Annotated in this window: 15 protein-coding genes; 9 read left to right on the top strand and 6 right to left on the bottom strand. The window is 72.1% G+C overall.

The window, feature by feature from the left end; genetic code table 11:
• Window positions 1-7: 7 nt before the first annotated feature.
• From HNP84_RS37415 to HNP84_RS37380, 8 genes are all read left to right on the top strand, one after another.
• Window positions 8-1,327 (top strand): spinster family MFS transporter, encoded by a 1,320-nt coding sequence (locus HNP84_RS37415; protein ID WP_185054757.1) that lies wholly within the window; start codon window positions 8-10, stop codon window positions 1,325-1,327.
• A gap of 133 nt (window positions 1,328-1,460) precedes the next feature.
• Entirely contained in the window at window positions 1,461-1,940 is a 480-nt protein-coding gene (locus tag HNP84_RS37410) for a hypothetical protein (RefSeq protein WP_185054756.1), read from the top strand.
• A gap of 109 nt (window positions 1,941-2,049) precedes the next feature.
• On the top strand, window positions 2,050-3,537 hold the full coding sequence (locus HNP84_RS37405; RefSeq protein ID WP_185054755.1) for a mannitol dehydrogenase family protein: 1,488 nt from the start codon (window positions 2,050-2,052) through the stop codon (window positions 3,535-3,537).
• A 141-nt stretch (window positions 3,538-3,678) separates the two neighbouring features.
• Window positions 3,679-5,154, top strand: a complete 1,476-nt coding sequence (locus tag HNP84_RS37400; RefSeq protein WP_312926623.1) for an extracellular solute-binding protein — start codon at window positions 3,679-3,681, stop codon at window positions 5,152-5,154.
• Entirely contained in the window at window positions 5,155-6,090 is a 936-nt protein-coding gene (locus HNP84_RS37395) for a carbohydrate ABC transporter permease (protein WP_185054754.1), read from the top strand.
• A complete protein-coding gene (locus tag HNP84_RS37390) occupies window positions 6,087-7,031 on the top strand; it encodes a carbohydrate ABC transporter permease (protein ID WP_185054753.1) in 945 nt (314 codons plus the stop codon). The genes HNP84_RS37395 and HNP84_RS37390 overlap by 4 nt, the downstream gene beginning before the upstream one ends.
• A gap of 9 nt (window positions 7,032-7,040) precedes the next feature.
• Complete coding sequence (locus HNP84_RS37385) at window positions 7,041-8,054, top strand: NAD(P)-dependent alcohol dehydrogenase (protein WP_185054752.1); 1,014 nt, start codon at window positions 7,041-7,043, stop codon at window positions 8,052-8,054.
• A 10-nt stretch (window positions 8,055-8,064) separates the two neighbouring features.
• Entirely contained in the window at window positions 8,065-9,174 is a 1,110-nt protein-coding gene (locus HNP84_RS37380; RefSeq protein ID WP_185054751.1) for an ABC transporter ATP-binding protein, read from the top strand.
• On the opposite strand, the gene HNP84_RS37370 is transcribed toward HNP84_RS37380, so the two are convergent.
• Complete coding sequence (locus tag HNP84_RS37370) at window positions 9,149-10,339, bottom strand: carboxylesterase family protein (RefSeq protein WP_221337247.1); 1,191 nt, start codon at window positions 10,337-10,339, stop codon at window positions 9,149-9,151. The two genes, HNP84_RS37380 and HNP84_RS37370, sit on opposite strands and share 26 nt — an antisense overlap.
• Window positions 10,340-10,439: 100 nt before the next feature.
• On the opposite strand from HNP84_RS37370, the gene HNP84_RS37365 reads away from it, so the two are divergent.
• The gene (locus HNP84_RS37365) at window positions 10,440-10,841 is read left to right on the top strand and encodes a winged helix-turn-helix transcriptional regulator (RefSeq protein WP_312926618.1); all 402 of its coding nucleotides are present in this window, start codon (window positions 10,440-10,442) and stop codon (window positions 10,839-10,841) included.
• A 98-nt stretch (window positions 10,842-10,939) separates the two neighbouring features.
• Here HNP84_RS37365 and HNP84_RS37360 read toward each other — a convergent pair whose 3' ends face one another.
• The 5 genes from HNP84_RS37360 to HNP84_RS37340 are packed head-to-tail and all read right to left on the bottom strand — an operon-like array spanning window position 10,940 to window position 15,087.
• The gene (locus HNP84_RS37360) at window positions 10,940-11,680 is read right to left on the bottom strand and encodes an SDR family NAD(P)-dependent oxidoreductase (RefSeq protein ID WP_185054749.1); all 741 of its coding nucleotides are present in this window, start codon (window positions 11,678-11,680) and stop codon (window positions 10,940-10,942) included.
• 11 nt (window positions 11,681-11,691) lie between these two features.
• Window positions 11,692-13,065 (bottom strand): aldehyde dehydrogenase family protein, encoded by a 1,374-nt coding sequence (locus HNP84_RS37355; RefSeq protein WP_185054748.1) that lies wholly within the window; start codon window positions 13,063-13,065, stop codon window positions 11,692-11,694.
• Window positions 13,066-13,077: 12 nt separating this feature from the next.
• Entirely contained in the window at window positions 13,078-13,389 is a 312-nt protein-coding gene (locus tag HNP84_RS37350) for a putative quinol monooxygenase (protein WP_185054747.1), read from the bottom strand.
• On the bottom strand, window positions 13,374-14,231 hold the full coding sequence (locus tag HNP84_RS37345) for a fumarylacetoacetate hydrolase family protein (RefSeq protein WP_185054746.1): 858 nt from the start codon (window positions 14,229-14,231) through the stop codon (window positions 13,374-13,376). Before HNP84_RS37345 ends, HNP84_RS37350 begins: the two co-directional genes overlap by 16 nt.
• A gap of 10 nt (window positions 14,232-14,241) precedes the next feature.
• Window positions 14,242-15,087: a fumarylacetoacetate hydrolase family protein gene (locus tag HNP84_RS37340; protein ID WP_185054745.1), complete on the bottom strand. Its 846-nt coding sequence runs from the start codon at window positions 15,085-15,087 to the stop codon at window positions 14,242-14,244.
• Between the last annotated feature and the right edge of the window lie 24 nt (window positions 15,088-15,111).

The raw sequence follows: 15,111 nt of genomic DNA, 5'->3' as shown, positions 1-15,111 counted from the left end.
GCCGGCCATGACCGCTCGCACGCCCGTCTCGCCGACCCGTCGCCGACTCACCCTGCTGATCCTGCTCGGGGTCACCCTGGTCAGCCTGCTCGACCGGCAGATCATGGCGATCCTCGCCCACCCCATCGCCGAGGATCTGAACCTCACCGACTCCCAGCTCGGCCTGCTCAGCGGGGTCGCCTTCGCCGCCGTCTACGCCACCCTCACCATCCCGGTCGGCTGGATGGCCGACCGCGTGGACCGCACCAGGATCATCGCCGTGGCGACCGCGTCCTGGAGTGTGATCAGCGCGACCTGCGGGCTGGCGGGGAACTTCTGGCACCTGCTGATCTCGCGCATGGGCGTCGCGGTGGGCGAGGCCGGCGCCACGCCCAGCGCCCACTCCATCGCCTCCGACCTGTATCCCCCCGAACGCCGGGGCTTCGCCATCGCCACCATCCAGGCCGGTTCGCCGCTGGGACTGCTGCTGGCGTTCGCCGTGGGCGGCCTGATCGCCCAGGAATACGGCTGGCGCGCGGCCTTCTACGCCTCCGCCGTGCCCGGCCTGGTGATGACCGTCCTGGTGCTGGCGGTGATGCGGGACCCGCGGGCCCGCGGCGGTACCGGTGCGGCAGCGCACCGCGCCGGCCTGCCCCGGCACGGCTTCCGGTCAGCGACACGGGAGCTTCTGGCCAACCCTCCGATGCGCTCCATCCTGGCGGGCGGTGTGCTGTGCGCGTTCGGCGTGTACGGGGCCCTGGCCTGGCTGCCCGCCTACTTCCAGCGGACCTTCGACTGGTCGTCCGGCCGCGCGGGGATCGTCCTGGGGCTGATGTTCGGGGTCGTCGGACTCGCCGGCACCTGGGGCGGCGGCGTCCTCGGCGACCGGCTGTACCTGCGGCGACGCGACGGCCACACCCGCGTCGTCCTGCTGTCCTCCGTGGTGGTCGTCGCGCTGTTCCCCCTTTTCCTCGCCGCCCCCGGTGGCCTGGCGGCGCTGCTCGTCCTGGCGATCCCGGCGGGACTGCTCGGCCTCTTCCAGGGCCCGCTGGCCGCCGCCGTACAGAACGTATGCCCGCCCTCCCGGCGCGGCCTGGCGTCGGCCTTCTACATCTTCTCGGTCAACCTGCTGGGCCAGAGTCTGGGCCCCACTGCCATCGGTGTGGTCAGCGACCTGGCCGAATCCGCCGGGCTCGGCAACGGCCTGCGCGCGGGCCTGCTGCTGGTCCCGCTGTCCGCGCTGGCAGCCGTCATCGTCCTGCGTCGTGCGGGCGCCCGCATCCTCGCTCATACCACCCCGGACGACGACCACGCCGTCCCGGTGCAGCACACCTCCCCCAAGCCGTGACCTCGCCGCGGGGAGCGCGCGAACGCGGGCCCGGGGGCACGGCCAAGTGATCGACCAGTGGGATCCAAGCGGGCCCGATTAGAGCGGAGGTGTGAATGATGACGTCCATCCCCTGAGCCGGAGGGAGGGGCCGGTGGCGCGGCCCGGCCCCTCCGGGCACGTCGTCCCGCTCGACGACTCCCCGCTCGACGACTCCCTGCCCGACGTGTGCGTGGCCCGGCGGGCGTGTCTCGCACGGCACGTCCGGTCGGAGGGCGGCATGGGCAAGCTGCTGGGCGGCCTGGTGCTCCAATGGGTGCTGTACGCGGTCGCGTGGACGGCGGGCGTGATCTGGTGGTGGGGGCCGCCGGGGCTCGTCCTCATGTCGGCGGTGACACTCGTGCTCCTGCTGACCGCGGCGGTGGTGTACGGCAGGCAGGGGCACCGCGGCTGGTGCCGGCTCCTGCGATCGCTGGACCCGGGCGAGATCGCGGAGGCCGTCCTGCTGACCCCGCTCGCCTGGATCGAGCGGCTGCTGGTGTGGATCCTGTGGCCCTTCCGCCGGATCGCACACCTCCTCGTGCGCCTGATCGTGTGGATCTGGAGGTGCCTGTCGGCGCTGGGGAACCTCTGAGCGGCATCACGCGCCCTCGTACGACCGCCGCGCGCCAGGGCCGGGAGTTTGAAGCCGGCCGGGTCGGCCATGCTGGGCGTAAGGGGGGCGCTGAAGGGGGCTGAGGGCAGTGACGGCGCTGACGCAGGAGACGGTGACCGGTCTTGCGAGGCAGGTGGCGGTGCCCTCCTACGACCGGTCGCGGCTCACGGCCGGCATCGTCCACTTCGGGGTGGGCGGGTTCCACCGCGCGCATCAGGCGATGTACCTCGACCGGCTGATGAACGCGGGCAAGGCGTTCGACTGGGCGATCTGCGGCGTCGGGGTCCTGCCGGAGGACGTGCGGATGCGCGAGGCGCTGACCGCGCAGGACGGCCTCTACACGCTGGTGCTGAAGCACCCCGACGGGACCCTCGAAGCCCGGGTCATCGGGTCGATCGTCGAGTATCTCTTCGCGCCCGACGACCCCGAGGCGGTCATCGAGAAGATGGCCGGCCCCGCCGTACGCATCGTGTCGCTGACCATCACCGAAGGCGGCTACAACATCCATCCCGTGACCGGCGAGTTCGACGCGGAGGCACCCGCGATCCGCGCCGACCTGGAGCCGGGGGCCACTCCGGCCACGGTGTTCGGCCTGGTCACCGAGGCGCTTCGCCGGCGGCGCGAGCGAGGGCTGACGCCGTTCACGATCATGTCGTGCGACAACGTCCAGGAGAACGGCGCCGTCGCACGGCGGGCCTTCACCGCGTTCGCCCGGCTCGCCGACCCCGGTCTCGCGGCATGGATCGACGGCAATGTCGCGTTCCCCGGCTCCATGGTCGATCGCATCACGCCGGCCACCACCGACCGGGATCGCGAGGCCGTGGCCCGGCGGTTCGGCGTCCGGGACGCCTGGCCGGTCGTCTGCGAGCCGTTCACGCAGTGGGTGCTGCAGGAGGGCTTCACCGACGGCCGTCCGCCGCTGGAAGAGGCGGGGGTGCAGGTCGTCGCGGACGTCGAGCCGTACGAGCTGATGAAGCTGCGCCTGCTCAACGCCGGGCACCAGGCGCTGGCCTACTTCGGCTACCTGAGCGGGTACCGGTACGTCCACGAGGCGGCCACCGACGCCGCTCTCGCGGCGTTCCTGCTCGACTACATGGACATCGAGGCCACCCCGGTGCTGCGGCCGGTGCCGGGCGTCGATCTGGACGCCTACAAGCGGACCCTGATCGAGCGATTCTCCAACCCCGAGGTACGCGACACGCTCGCGAGACTGTGCGCCGCCTCCTCCGACCGGATCCCCAAGTGGGTGCTCCCCGTCGTGCGCGAGCAGTTGGCCGGGGCCGGTGAGGTGACCCGCGCGGCCGCCGTGGTGGCCAGTTGGGCGCGCTACGCCGAGGGCGTCGACGAATCGGGCGAGCCCATCACGATCGTCGATCGGCTCGCGGATCGGTTGACGGCCATCGCGCGAACGCAGCACCGGCGGCCCACGGCGTTCATCGCGAACCGCGAGATCTTCGGCGATCTCGCCGAGGACGAACGGTTCGTGGCGCCGTACCTGCGCACGCTGGAGTCGCTGCACACCAAGGGCGCCCGTGCGACGGTGCGGGAGCTCGCCGAGCCGGGCCGGCGCGCGTGACCACCGGGTGATCCGTTTTACCCGACCAGCTAAAGCCAAAATCTCATATTAAGTCTGCGAAAGTCTTACATATTCGTTTCCATAATTGTCCATATGGGATGACCCTGGAACCGTTGCCCTTTCCTGCGACGGTACTCGGGGGTGAAGTGGACAGTGGACCGCTATCCACCTCAGCCGAGCAGACGCGACGTCCTGCGCGGGGCCTTGGCCGCCGGGGCGTCGGCGGCTCTGGGCGCCGGCCTGGTCTCGTGCGGCTCCCGCAGTGACGTGGCGCGAACCGCCGACGCCGGCCCGTGGCGCCAGTTCCAGGGCGCCACCTTGAACCTCATCTCGGAGAACACCGCTCCCACCGCCGCCATCGCCGCCCACACCAAGCCGTTCACCGACCTGACGGGGATCGAGGTCAGGATCGTGACGCTCGAACTGAGCGCGCTGGTCCAGCGGGTCGCCCTGGACCTGGCCTCCGGCCGGGCCCAGTACCAGGTGATCTACGCCGACCCCTACCAGGTGCTCGCGCCGTACCAGCGAGGGCTGGTGGACCTGCGCTCGCTGCAGGCGGACCCGAACCTGCCCGACCTGCCCGGCGGTGTCGGCGACTTCATCCCCGTCCAGATGGACGCCGCCGGCCGGTTCGCCGATCCCGAGCCGTTCTACGCCCTGCCGTACGACGCGCCGACGATGATCTGGCAGTACCGGCGCGACCTGTTCGAGAAATACCACGACCGCATGGCCGGCGACCTCGGGTTCGACCCCACCCCGGGCGGTGACCGGACCTGGGAGGAGTACTTCCGCATCGCCCGGTGGTTCAACGAGAACGCGGCCTCGGACGTCAGGTACGGCACCGGGCACCAGGCCAGGCAGCACGACTCCCTGATGAACGACTTCAGCAACGTGCTGTGGTCCTACGGCGGGACCTACTTCGACAACGGCAGGGAAGTGGGACGTCTGGGCACCCGCGATCCGGGACCGTGCCGGCTCGACTCCGACGCCGCCATCGCGGGCGCGGAGTTCTACAACAGGCTGCTGTCGATAGCCGACCCCGCCTCCAAGACCTGGGACTGGGACGGTGTCGGCGCCGCGTTCCGCGCGGGCCGGCTGGCGATGTGCCCGAACTGGCATGAGTTCGCGGCCAGCAACGAGACGGCGCTGCCCGGCAGGGTCGGCTACGCGGTGCTGCCCAGGGGCCCGGTCGCCACGGCCAACATGTACGGGGGCACGGGGGTCGGGATCAGCGGGAACACGCTGCCCCACGAGCGCGGCGCCGCCTGGCTGTTCCTGGTGTGGGCCACCTCGCCGGAGACCCAGTTGGCCAACCTGCGCAGCGAGGCCGGCGGCGGCACCCCCACGCGCACCTCCGTCTACGAGATGCCCGAGGTGCGCGCGGCCGAGAGGCGCCCCTCGCCGATGCCCAACATGCTCACGGCCGCCGCCGTACGGCAGGCATGGCAGCCCGACCGGATCGGCCTGCGGCCCAAGATCCCGATGTGGAACGAGTGCAACACCGCGATCTTCACCCAGTTGTCCCGCATGCTCAGCGGAGCGGAGTCACCGCGGGAGACGATGCGTTCGATCAAGTCGCGGGTGGACCGGATCGTGGCGCGAGGGTGGGTGGCCTAGATGGCGCACGCGGCGCAGTCCTCACCGGTGGCGCGCGGCTCGGCCGAGCAGCGGATCACCGCGCGCAAGGAGCCGCGGATCGGCTTCGAAGGCAAGATGATGTCACCCGGCCTGGTGCTGCTGGCCGCGCTGTCGATCGTGCCCTTCCTCGCCCTGATCGCGATGAGCTTCTCCCGCGTCCGGTTGCTGGGCGGGGTGCGGCTCGACGTGGCGGGCCTGACGAACTGGGCGCGCTTCTTCACCGACGCGGACATGTGGATGTCCTGGCTGCGGACGGTCGTCTACTTCGTCCTCACCGTCGGGCTGGAGATGGTCCTGGGCGTGGGCATCGCCCTATGCCTGTTCCGGGTGCTGCGCGGCCGCAACATCCTGCTCAGCCTGCTGCTGCTGCCGATGTTCGCCGCGCCCTCGATCGTCGGCCTGCTGGGCCGCTACCTCACCGACTCCACCTTCGGCCTGTACGCGTGGGTGCTGCGCTCGCTGGGCTACACCGGCGACATCCTCGGCTCCCCGGTCAGCGCCTTCGCCGCGGTCGTGCTGATGGACGTGTGGGAGTGGACCCCGCTGATCGCCCTGATCACCCTCGCGGGACTGTCCAGCGTGCCGCAGTCGGTGCGGGAGGCCGCCGCCGTGGACGGCGCCGGGGGATGGATGACGCTGCGCTACATCCTCTTCCCGGCGATCTCCAACGTGCTGCTCGTCGCGCTGCTCATCCGGTCGATGGACGCCATCCGCTACTTCGACATCATCTGGGTCACCACCAACGGCGGCCCCGCCGACGCGACCAAGATCGTCCCAGTCCGGCTGTACGAGACCGCGTTCCGCTTCTTCGACCTCGGCTACGCCGCCGCCATCGGCCTGGCGATGCTGGTCTTCTCGATCCTCATCGCCCGTACCTTCGTCCGGCTGCTGGATGTGAGGGGGTTGACCCGATGAGCACCTCGACGACGCCGCCGTCGCCCACACCGCGGCCGGCCGTCGCGGACGAGGCCGCGCACGGCCGGGCGATCGCCGCCGCCCCGCGCGGCGAACCGCAGTCGCCGCTGGAGTCGAGCAGCCGGCGCACGCGATGGCTGGTGACGCTGCTCATCGTCCTGGCGATGCTCTGGACGCTGGTCCCCCTGGCCTGGATGCTGCTGTCGTCGTTCAAGAACCGCGTGGACGTGACCGCGTCCACACCGCAGGTCTTCTTCACCCCGACCCTGGACAACTACCGCAACCTGTTCCGCGGCCCCAACAACCTCGCGCCGTACATCCTGCACAGCGTGCTCGCCGCCGGGATCTCCGCGCTGCTCGCGGTCTTCCTGGGCGCCCTGGCCGGGTACGGCCTGGCGCGCACCCAGATGCGCGGGAAGAGGCACCTGGCCTTCTGGATCATCTCCACCCGCATGGCGCCGATCGCGGCGATCGTGGTGCCGCTGTTCCTGATCTTCCGTGGGCTGGGCCTGATCGACTCGATCCCCGGGCTGGTGCTGGCCTACCTGACCTTCAACCTGCCCTTCGCCATCTGGCTGATGAGCGCCTTCTTCGCCGAGGTGCCCTCGTCGCTGGAGGAGTCGGCGCTCGTCTCCGGCTGCTCCCGCTGGCAGGCGTTCTACCTGGTCATCCTGCCGCTGACCAAGTCGGGGCTGGTCACCACGTTCATCCTGTGCCTGGTCTTCGCCTGGAACGACTACGCGTTCGCCGTGGTCTTCTCCGGGCCGAACTCCCAGACGCTGCCCATCGCCGCCTCCCAGCTGGTCACCCAGACCGGCATCGACTGGGGCCAGCTCACCGCGATCGGCACCATCGTGGTCGTGCCGATGATGCTCGCCGGGCTGGCCGTGCGCCGCTGGCTGGTCACCGGGCTCACCCTCGGCGCCGTAACCGGAGAGTAGGTGCTCGCCATGCGCGCGGCCGTACTGCACGGGGTGGGAAAGATCCTTCTGGAGGAGCGGCCCCGGCCCGAGCCCGGCCCCCGGCAGGTGCTGGTGCGGGTCGAATCGGTCGGGACGTGCGGCTCGGACGTCCACTACTACGAACACGGCCGGATCGGCGACTTCGTGGTGGAGGCGCCGCTGGTGCTGGGCCACGAGCCGGCCGGGACCGTGGTCGCCGCCGGGCCCGGGACCGGCCGCGGTCTCCTGGGGCGGCGCGTCTCGGTGGAGCCCGGCCTGCCCGACTTCACCTGCGTGCACTGCCGGGCCGGCCGGTACAACCTGTGCCCGCGCATGCGGTTCTTCGGCACCCCTCCGATCGACGGCGCCTTCTGCGAGTACGTCGTCGTGCACGAGGAGTTCGCCCACCCGGTGCCCGACGCCCTGTCCGACGACGCCGCCGCCCTGATCGAGCCGCTGTCGGTGGGCGTGTGGGCCTGCCGGAAGGCCCGGGTCCAGCCGGGCGCCCGCGTGCTGGTCACCGGCGCCGGCCCGGTCGGGCTGCTGTGCATGCAGGCCGCGCTGGCCTTCGGCGCCACCGATGTCGTGATCACCGACGTGAACCCCGCCCGGCTCAGGGTGGCCCGTGACCTGGGCGCGAGCGCGACCCTCGACGTGCGCGAGAACCCGGTGTCCGGCGCCGGGCTGGAGCCGGATGTGCTGCTCGAATGCTCGGGTCATCCGGCCGCGATCGGCGAGGCCGTCCGCGCGGTGGGACGGGCGGGGCGGGTCGTGCTCATCGGCATGGGCGGGGATGAGATACCGCTGCCGCTGTCCCATGTGCAGACGCGCGAGCTGGAGGTGACGGGCACGTTCCGCTACGCCGGCACCTGGCCGCAGGCCATCGCCCTGGCCGCGGCGGGCCGCGTCCGGCTGGACGCGCTGGTGACCGGGCACTACGGCCTGGCCGAGGTCGAGCGGGCGCTGACGGCCGGCGCCCGTGATCCCGAGCTGGTCAAGGCAGTCGTCCGACCGCAGGAGTGAGGAGAGATCGATGGCCGGAGTCCTGTACGAAGAGGCGACCCGCGTCTATCCCGGGTCCGACCGCCCCGCGGTGGACGCGCTCGATCTCGACGTCCACGACGGCGAGTTCCTGGTCCTCGTCGGCCCGTCGGGATGCGGGAAGTCCACCTCCCTGCGCATGCTCGCCGGGCTCGAAAGGGTGGACGGGGGCCGCATCGCCATCGGCGACCGCGATGTCACCCACCTGCCGCCGCGCGATCGGGACATCGCGATGGTGTTCCAGAACTACGCGCTCTATCCGCACATGTCGGTGGCCGACAACATGGGCTTCGCGCTGCGGGTGATGAAGGCGCCCAGGGAGGAGATCGCCCGCCGGGTCCGCGAGGCCGCCCGCCTGCTGGACCTGGAGGAGTTCCTGGACCGCAAGCCCAAGGCGCTGTCCGGTGGGCAGCGGCAGCGCGTGGCCATGGGCCGGGCGATCGTGCGCGAACCGAAGGTGTTCCTGATGGACGAGCCGCTGTCCAACCTGGACGCCAAACTGCGGGTGCAGACCCGTACGCAGATCGCCGCCCTGCAGCGCCGGCTCGGGGTGACGACGGTCTACGTGACCCACGACCAGGTCGAGGCCATGACGATGGGAGATCGCGTCGCCGTCCTGAAGGACGGGGTCCTCCAGCAGGTCGACACGCCGTTGCACCTGTACCAGCATCCGGCCAACGTCTTCGTGGCCGACTTCATCGGCTCCCCGTCGATGAACCTCGCCGAGTACCCCGTCGTGGCGGACGAAGCGGTCCTCGGCGAGCTGCGGGTACCGCTGAGCCGCGAAACGCTCAAAGCGCTCCAGGACGAGGGCGGCGACCGGGTCATCCTGGGCTTCCGCCCCGAGGCCGTCGAGGTGGTGGGCGAGGGCGAGCCGGCGGGCTTCCCCGTGACCGTGACCGTCGTGGAGGAACTCGGCTCGGACGCCTTCCTCTACGGCCAGTACGCCGACACGGCCGATCCGGCGCGTCTCGCCCAGACCGTCATCGCCCGGGTGGACCCCGCCGATCCCCCGGCCAAGGGCGAGCGGGTCCGGCTGCGCATCCAGCCGGGCAAGGAACGGCTCTTCTCCGCCGTCACCGGCCGCCGCCTCCCCACCTGACCGCCGCGGCCAGGAGCGCGGCGATCAGCTCGCCCGGCGGCGGGTGTAGTACTCGTCGAGCAGGTCCAGACGGGCGCGGTGCGGCACCTCCCCCTGCTCCACGCGCTCGCCGAAGCGCAGCGCGCTGGGCCGTCCGGGGTCGAAGGGGGTCCACTGGGGGCGGCCGCCGCCGTTGGGATCCCCGGTCGCGGCGAACCGGACCCAGTAGCCGGACATCAGGCGGGACAGCATGGCCGTCGATGATCGGCCAGGCGGTGTCGAAGTCGCCGCGGCCGACCGGCACCGGCAGGAAGTCCATCCGGAAGGGCCGCTCGGCCTGGGGGTGCACGCTCGCCAGGCGCTGCGGCGAAAGCGCCCGCAACTCCTCCGGCGAACGCACGCCGAGCAGGTCGCCGAGCCGGACGCCGCTGCGTTCCGCGGCGGGCAGGTCCTGGATCAGATCGTTGATGCCGCAGCTCTCCGCGACCGGGCCGAACAGGCCGCCGCTGCCGGCGATGGCGCGGTGGAACAGGCCGCGCGCGAGCGGGGAGGTCATCAGGGCGCTGATGCTCGCGGCGCCGGCGGAGACCCCGGCGACGGTGACGCGGGTCGGGTCGCCGCCGAAGACCTCGATGTTCTCCTGGACCCAGCGCAGCGCGGCGATCTGGTCGAGCAGCCCGTAGTTGCCGGAGGCGCCATCGGGCGACTCGGCCGTCAGCCACGGATGAGCCAGGAAGCCCAGGCGTCCGAGGCGGTGGTTCACCGTCACGACGACGGCGCCGGCGCGGGCCAGGGCCTCGCCGTCGTAGTCGGACACCGGTCCCGCCCCCGCCGATCCCGAGCCGAACAGGAACGCGCCGATGTGGAACCAGACGATCACAGGCCGCCGCTCCGCGGGGTCCGCCGGGCCCCAGACGTTGAGGTAGAGGCAGTCCTCGCTCTGCGACTGGTCTCCCGCGAAGTACAGCGAGGTGGCGGGGATCGCGGGCTGCGGCGCCACCGGGCCGTAGGCGGTGGCCGGGCGGACGCCGTCCCAGCGCGGAGCCGGCCGCGGCGGGCGCCAGCGCAGCGGGCCGACGGGCGGGGCGGCGTACGGGATCCCCTTGAAGGCGCGGACCGCGCGGTCGCCGCTGAGCGTGCCCCCGAGCCGTCCGTGCGCGGTCCGCACCTCCGTGCGAGTGGTCACCGATGTCTCCTTCAGAAGTAACCAGCAGGTACGTGGTAACCATAGGAGACTGCTGCTATCGTGCGAAGACGGCACTTTTCCGATACGAGGTGAGCTGCAGGTGACCACCCCCACCACGAAGACGGCCCCCGGAGACCTCTTCGACCCGGCCTGCCCCACCCGGCAGGTGCTCGACCGCATCGGCGGGAAATGGGAGTCCATGCTCATCAAGGTGCTCGCCGACGCCGCGCCCGGCGAGGTGCGCTTCGCCGAGTTGCGCCGGCGCGTCACCGGAATCTCGCAGAAGGTGCTGTCGCAGACGCTGCGGTCCCTCGAACGCGACGGCCTGGTGCGGCGCCGCGTCGAGCCGACGGTGCCCCCGGCCGTCCACTACTCGCTCACGCCGCTCGGGCGCTCGCTCGACGGCCCGCTCGCCGGTGTGCGCGCCTGGGCGGAGATGAACATCCTCGCCATCGAGTCGGCGCGGGCCGCGTACGACGAGCACGGCCAGGCGGATCGCTGAGGGTCGCGCCCTGATGGCGGCCCGGCTCCCCCGCGCCCGCCGCGGCCGGGAGGGCGCGGAGCGGCACGGAGGCAGCCAGGGCCTGCGGGCGGGCGGCGCTATTCCGCCTTCAGCACGGCGAAGCCTCCGTCCACGTTGAGGATGTGGCCGGTGATGAAGGACGCCTCGTCGCTGAGCAGGAACCGGATCGCGGCGGCGACCTCGGCGGGGCTCCCGAGCCGCTTCATCGCGGCCCAGCCGGCGGCGACGTCGGCGTCCACCAGGCCGATGCGGGCGACCTCCTTCATCATCGGGGTCTCGATGTAGCCGGGGGTCACGGCGTTGACCCGGATGCCACGCCCGGCCCACTCCACGGCGAGGGTCTTGGTGATGGAGTGGACGGCGGCCTTGGCGGCGCCGTAGGCGATGCGCCGCGGATGGCCGAACTGGCCCGCGATCGAGCCGATGTTGACGATCGAGCCCGGCCCGTGCAGGGAGCGGGCGACCTGCCGGCACCACAGCAGCGTGCCCTCGACATGGACCGCGAGCATGGCGCGGAAGCGGTCCATCGGCATGTCGATGCTCGCGTCGTTGTGCACGATCCCGGCGCCGTTGACCAGGGAGTCCACGGACGGCATCGCGGCGCGGATCTCGGCCCCGGTGGCGGCGACGGACTGCTCGTCGGTCACGTCGCAGGCGAAGACGGCGACCCGGCCGCCGTAGGCGGCGAGCGGCTCGGGGATGTCGGAGACCTTGAGGTCCACCAGGGCGACGGCGCGGTCGGGCGAGGCCGCGAGCAGGGCCCGCGCGGTCTCGACGCCGATCCCGCCGGTGCCTCCGGTGATGACGGTCGTGGGCATGCGGTCCTCCCCTACCCCTTCCAGACGGTCTTGGCGTTGCAGAACTCGCGCAGCCCCAGGTCGGACAGCTCGCGGCCGTAGCCGGAGTCCTTGACGCCCCCGAAGGGGAGCTCGGGATAGGACGCCGACATGCCGTTGACGAACACCGCCCCCGCCCGCAGCTCGGCGACGAGCCGCCCCGCCTCCTCCTGCGAGCCGGTCCAGGCGTTGGAGCTGAGCCCGAGGTCGGTGGCGTTGGCGACCTCGATCGCCTCGTCCAGGCCGGCGACCTCGATCACGGCGGCGACCGGCCCGAACGCCTCCTCCGACCACAGCCTCATCTCCTCGGTGACGCCGTCGATCACCGTGGGCGGGTAGTACCAGCCCGGTCCGGGGCCGGGCTTGCCGCCGCACAGCACCCGCGCGCCCTTGGCGGCGGCGTCGTCCACGAGGGCCTGGAGGTCGTCCAGAGCGCGGCGGGTCGCGAGCGGGCCGAGCGCGGTGTCCTCGCGCATCGGGTCGCCGGGCGTCAGCGCCTCGGCGTGCTCCCGGAAGGCCCGCGTGAACTCGCCGTGGCAGTCGCGGTGCACGATGAACCGCTTGGCCGCGATACAGCTCTGCCCGGCGTTCTGGAAGCGCGAGGCCGCGGCGACACGCGCGGCCTCGCCCACGTCCGCGCTCGGCATGACGACGAACGGATCGCTGCCGCCGAGTTCCAGGACCGTCTTCTTGATCGCCCGCCCGGCCGCGGCGGCCACGGCCCGGCCCGCGCCCTCGCTACCGGTGAGGGTGACGGCGGCCACCCGCCGGTCGCGCACGACCTCCTCGACGGCGCGGGAGCCGATCAGCAGGGTCTGGAACGCCGCCTCGGGGAAGCCCGCCGCGCGGAAGACCTCCTCCAGCGCCAGGGCGCAGGCGGGCACATTGGACGCGTGCTTGAGCAGCACGACGTTCCCGGCCATGAGCGCCGGGGCGGCGAACCGCACCACCTGCCAGAACGGGTAGTTCCACGGCATGACCGCCAGCACGGGGCCGAGCGGCTCGTAGCGTACGTACGCCTCCGACGCCCCGACCGCCGCGGCGTCGGCCGGGACCGGCTCCAGCATCCGCGCGGCGTTGGCGGCGTAGTAACGGGACGCCCTGGCGCACTTGAGCACCTCGGCCCGCCCCGCGGAGACCGGCTTGCCCATCTCGCGCGCGGCCAGTGCGGCCAGCTCGCCGGCGCGCTCCTCCAGCAGCCGCGCCGCGGCGAGCAGCCAGGCGGCGCGCCGTTCCAGGGAGGTCGTCCGGTACGTCTCCCAGGCCGCGGCGGCGCGGGCCAGACGCCGTTCCACCTCCTCCGGACGCAGTGCGTCGTAGGTCTGCCAGGTGCGGCCCGTGGCCGGGTCCGTGCTGGCGATCGTCATGCCGGGCCTCCCTCAGCCGGCCTGGGAGCCGTCGGGCTCCCAGGTCTCGTAGAACCAGCGCTCGCGGGACTCCAGCAGCGGGATCGCCTGCCCGAAGCCGAGCTTCTGGAAGTGCTCGGAGGAGCCGTGCGCCTCGTACGCGGCCCGGTCGGTGTACTGCTCGTAGAAGAAGAACCTGCGTGGGTCCTCCGGGTCGCGGTGCGGCTGGTAGAACAGGCTCCCCGGCTCGTCGCGCGAGGGGCCGACCAGCTCGGCGAGGATCCTGGCGACGTTCTCCTCCTCTCCCCGCTTGGCGGTCCACAGGGCCGTCACGACGAAGGCCATGGCTTCCTCCTCTTCTCCCCGACCACGTTGGCCAGGACTCCGATGCCCTCGATCTCCATCTCGATCCGGTCGCCGGGCGCGAGCCACCGGTCGATCTCCAGCCCGGACCCGCCGGAGGCGGTGCCCGAGCCGAGCAGCTCCCCGGGGTGGAGCCGCTGGTCCTGCGAGGCATACGCGATCAGCTCGGCGAAGCCGTGCCGCATGGACGCGGAGTTGTCGCGCCCCCACTCCTCGCCGTTGACGCGCACGGCCATGTCCAGGGCCTGGCCGTCCACCTCGTCGTGGGTGACGATGCACGGCCCGAGGACGTTGGAGCCGTCCCAGTCCTTGGCCTTGGCCGGGCCGAGGGACAGCGGGACCTCGCGGACCTGCACGTCGCGGGCCGAGACGTCGTTCCAGATCGTCCAGCCGAAGATGTGGTCGGCCGCGCGGCCGGCCGGGATGTCCGCGCCGGCCCGGCCGATGACGCAGCCCAGCTCCAGCTCGTGGTCCAGGCGGTCGGTGTAGGCGGGCCAGGGGATGACGTCGCCGGGGCCGATGACGGTGTCGGGCATGCCCTTGTAGTAGGCGGGCACGGTCCAGAACTCCTGCGGGATCTCGCGGCCCAGGCGGACCAGGGCGTTGTCGAGATGTCCCTTGAACTGCAGGAAGTCGCGCATGGAGCGCGGGCGCAGCGGGGCGAGCAGGCGCGGTGTCCCGGCGACCGGGCGCATCCTGGCGTGCGGCGCGCCGGCCTCGATGAAGGCGACCATGTCGCCGTCGAAGCCCAGGTCGGCGACCTCGCCGTCCACCAGGGCGCCGACCCTGGGGCCGTCCGCGCTCGCGTAGGTGACGTACCTCATCGTGCCGGCTTCATCGTGCCGGTCCGGCGGTCATGCGGTTGCGCATGGTCCCGATGCCGGCGATGCGGCTCTCCAGGACCTCGCCCGGCCGCAGGAAGCGCTTGGGCTCGCGGACGGCTCCGACGCCGCTCGGCGTGCCGGTGAAGATGAGGTCGCCGGGCAGCAGCGGGCAGATGGCGGAGATCTTCTCGATCAGCACCGGGATCGGGAAGATCATGTGCGAGGTGCGCGCGTGCTGCATCACCTCGCCGTCGATGCTGCAGGAGATCTCCAGGTCGCCGGGGTCGGGCAGCTCGTCGGGGGTGACCAGCTCCGGGCCGGTCGGGGAGAACCCGGGGAAGGACTTGCCCAGCGAGAACTGCGGCACGGGGGGCCGCAACTGGACGGTCCGCTCGCTGAGGTCCTGCCCGACGGTCAGGCCGGCGACGTGCTCCCACGCGTCGGCCTCCTTGACCCGGTGGGCGCGCTTGCCGATGACCACGACCAGTTCGACCTCCCAGTCCACGGTGTCGCTGGGCAGCTCGATCGGCGCGTACGCCCCGGTGAGCGAGGCGGGGAACTTGGTGAAGGTGGTGGGGAAGCCGGGCTCCTCGATCGCCGACTCCTCGGCGTGGGCCCGGTAGTTCAGCCCGATGGCGAACACCTGGCGCGGCCGGGGCGCCGGGGCCTGGAGCGTCTCGGGCGCGAGGGGCCTGACCTCCCCTTCGGCGGTGGCCGCCCAGGCGCGGAACTCGGCCCAGCGGTCGTAGACGTCCTGGGGGTCGGGGCCGAACAGGCCCAGGCTCGCCTTCTCGACGTCGAGGCCGCCGCCGTCGCGCACCAGCACGAGCCGCCCCGCGTCATTCGCGATGCGCAAGTAAGCCTCCAAACGATTGTGCTC

This window comes from Thermocatellispora tengchongensis (genome assembly GCF_014202315.1).
In the GTDB taxonomy this organism is placed as follows: domain Bacteria; phylum Actinomycetota; class Actinomycetes; order Streptosporangiales; family Streptosporangiaceae; genus Thermocatellispora; species Thermocatellispora tengchongensis.
Note: the sequence above shows the minus strand (reverse complement) of the source record. Positions and strands in the feature narration are given on the sequence as shown.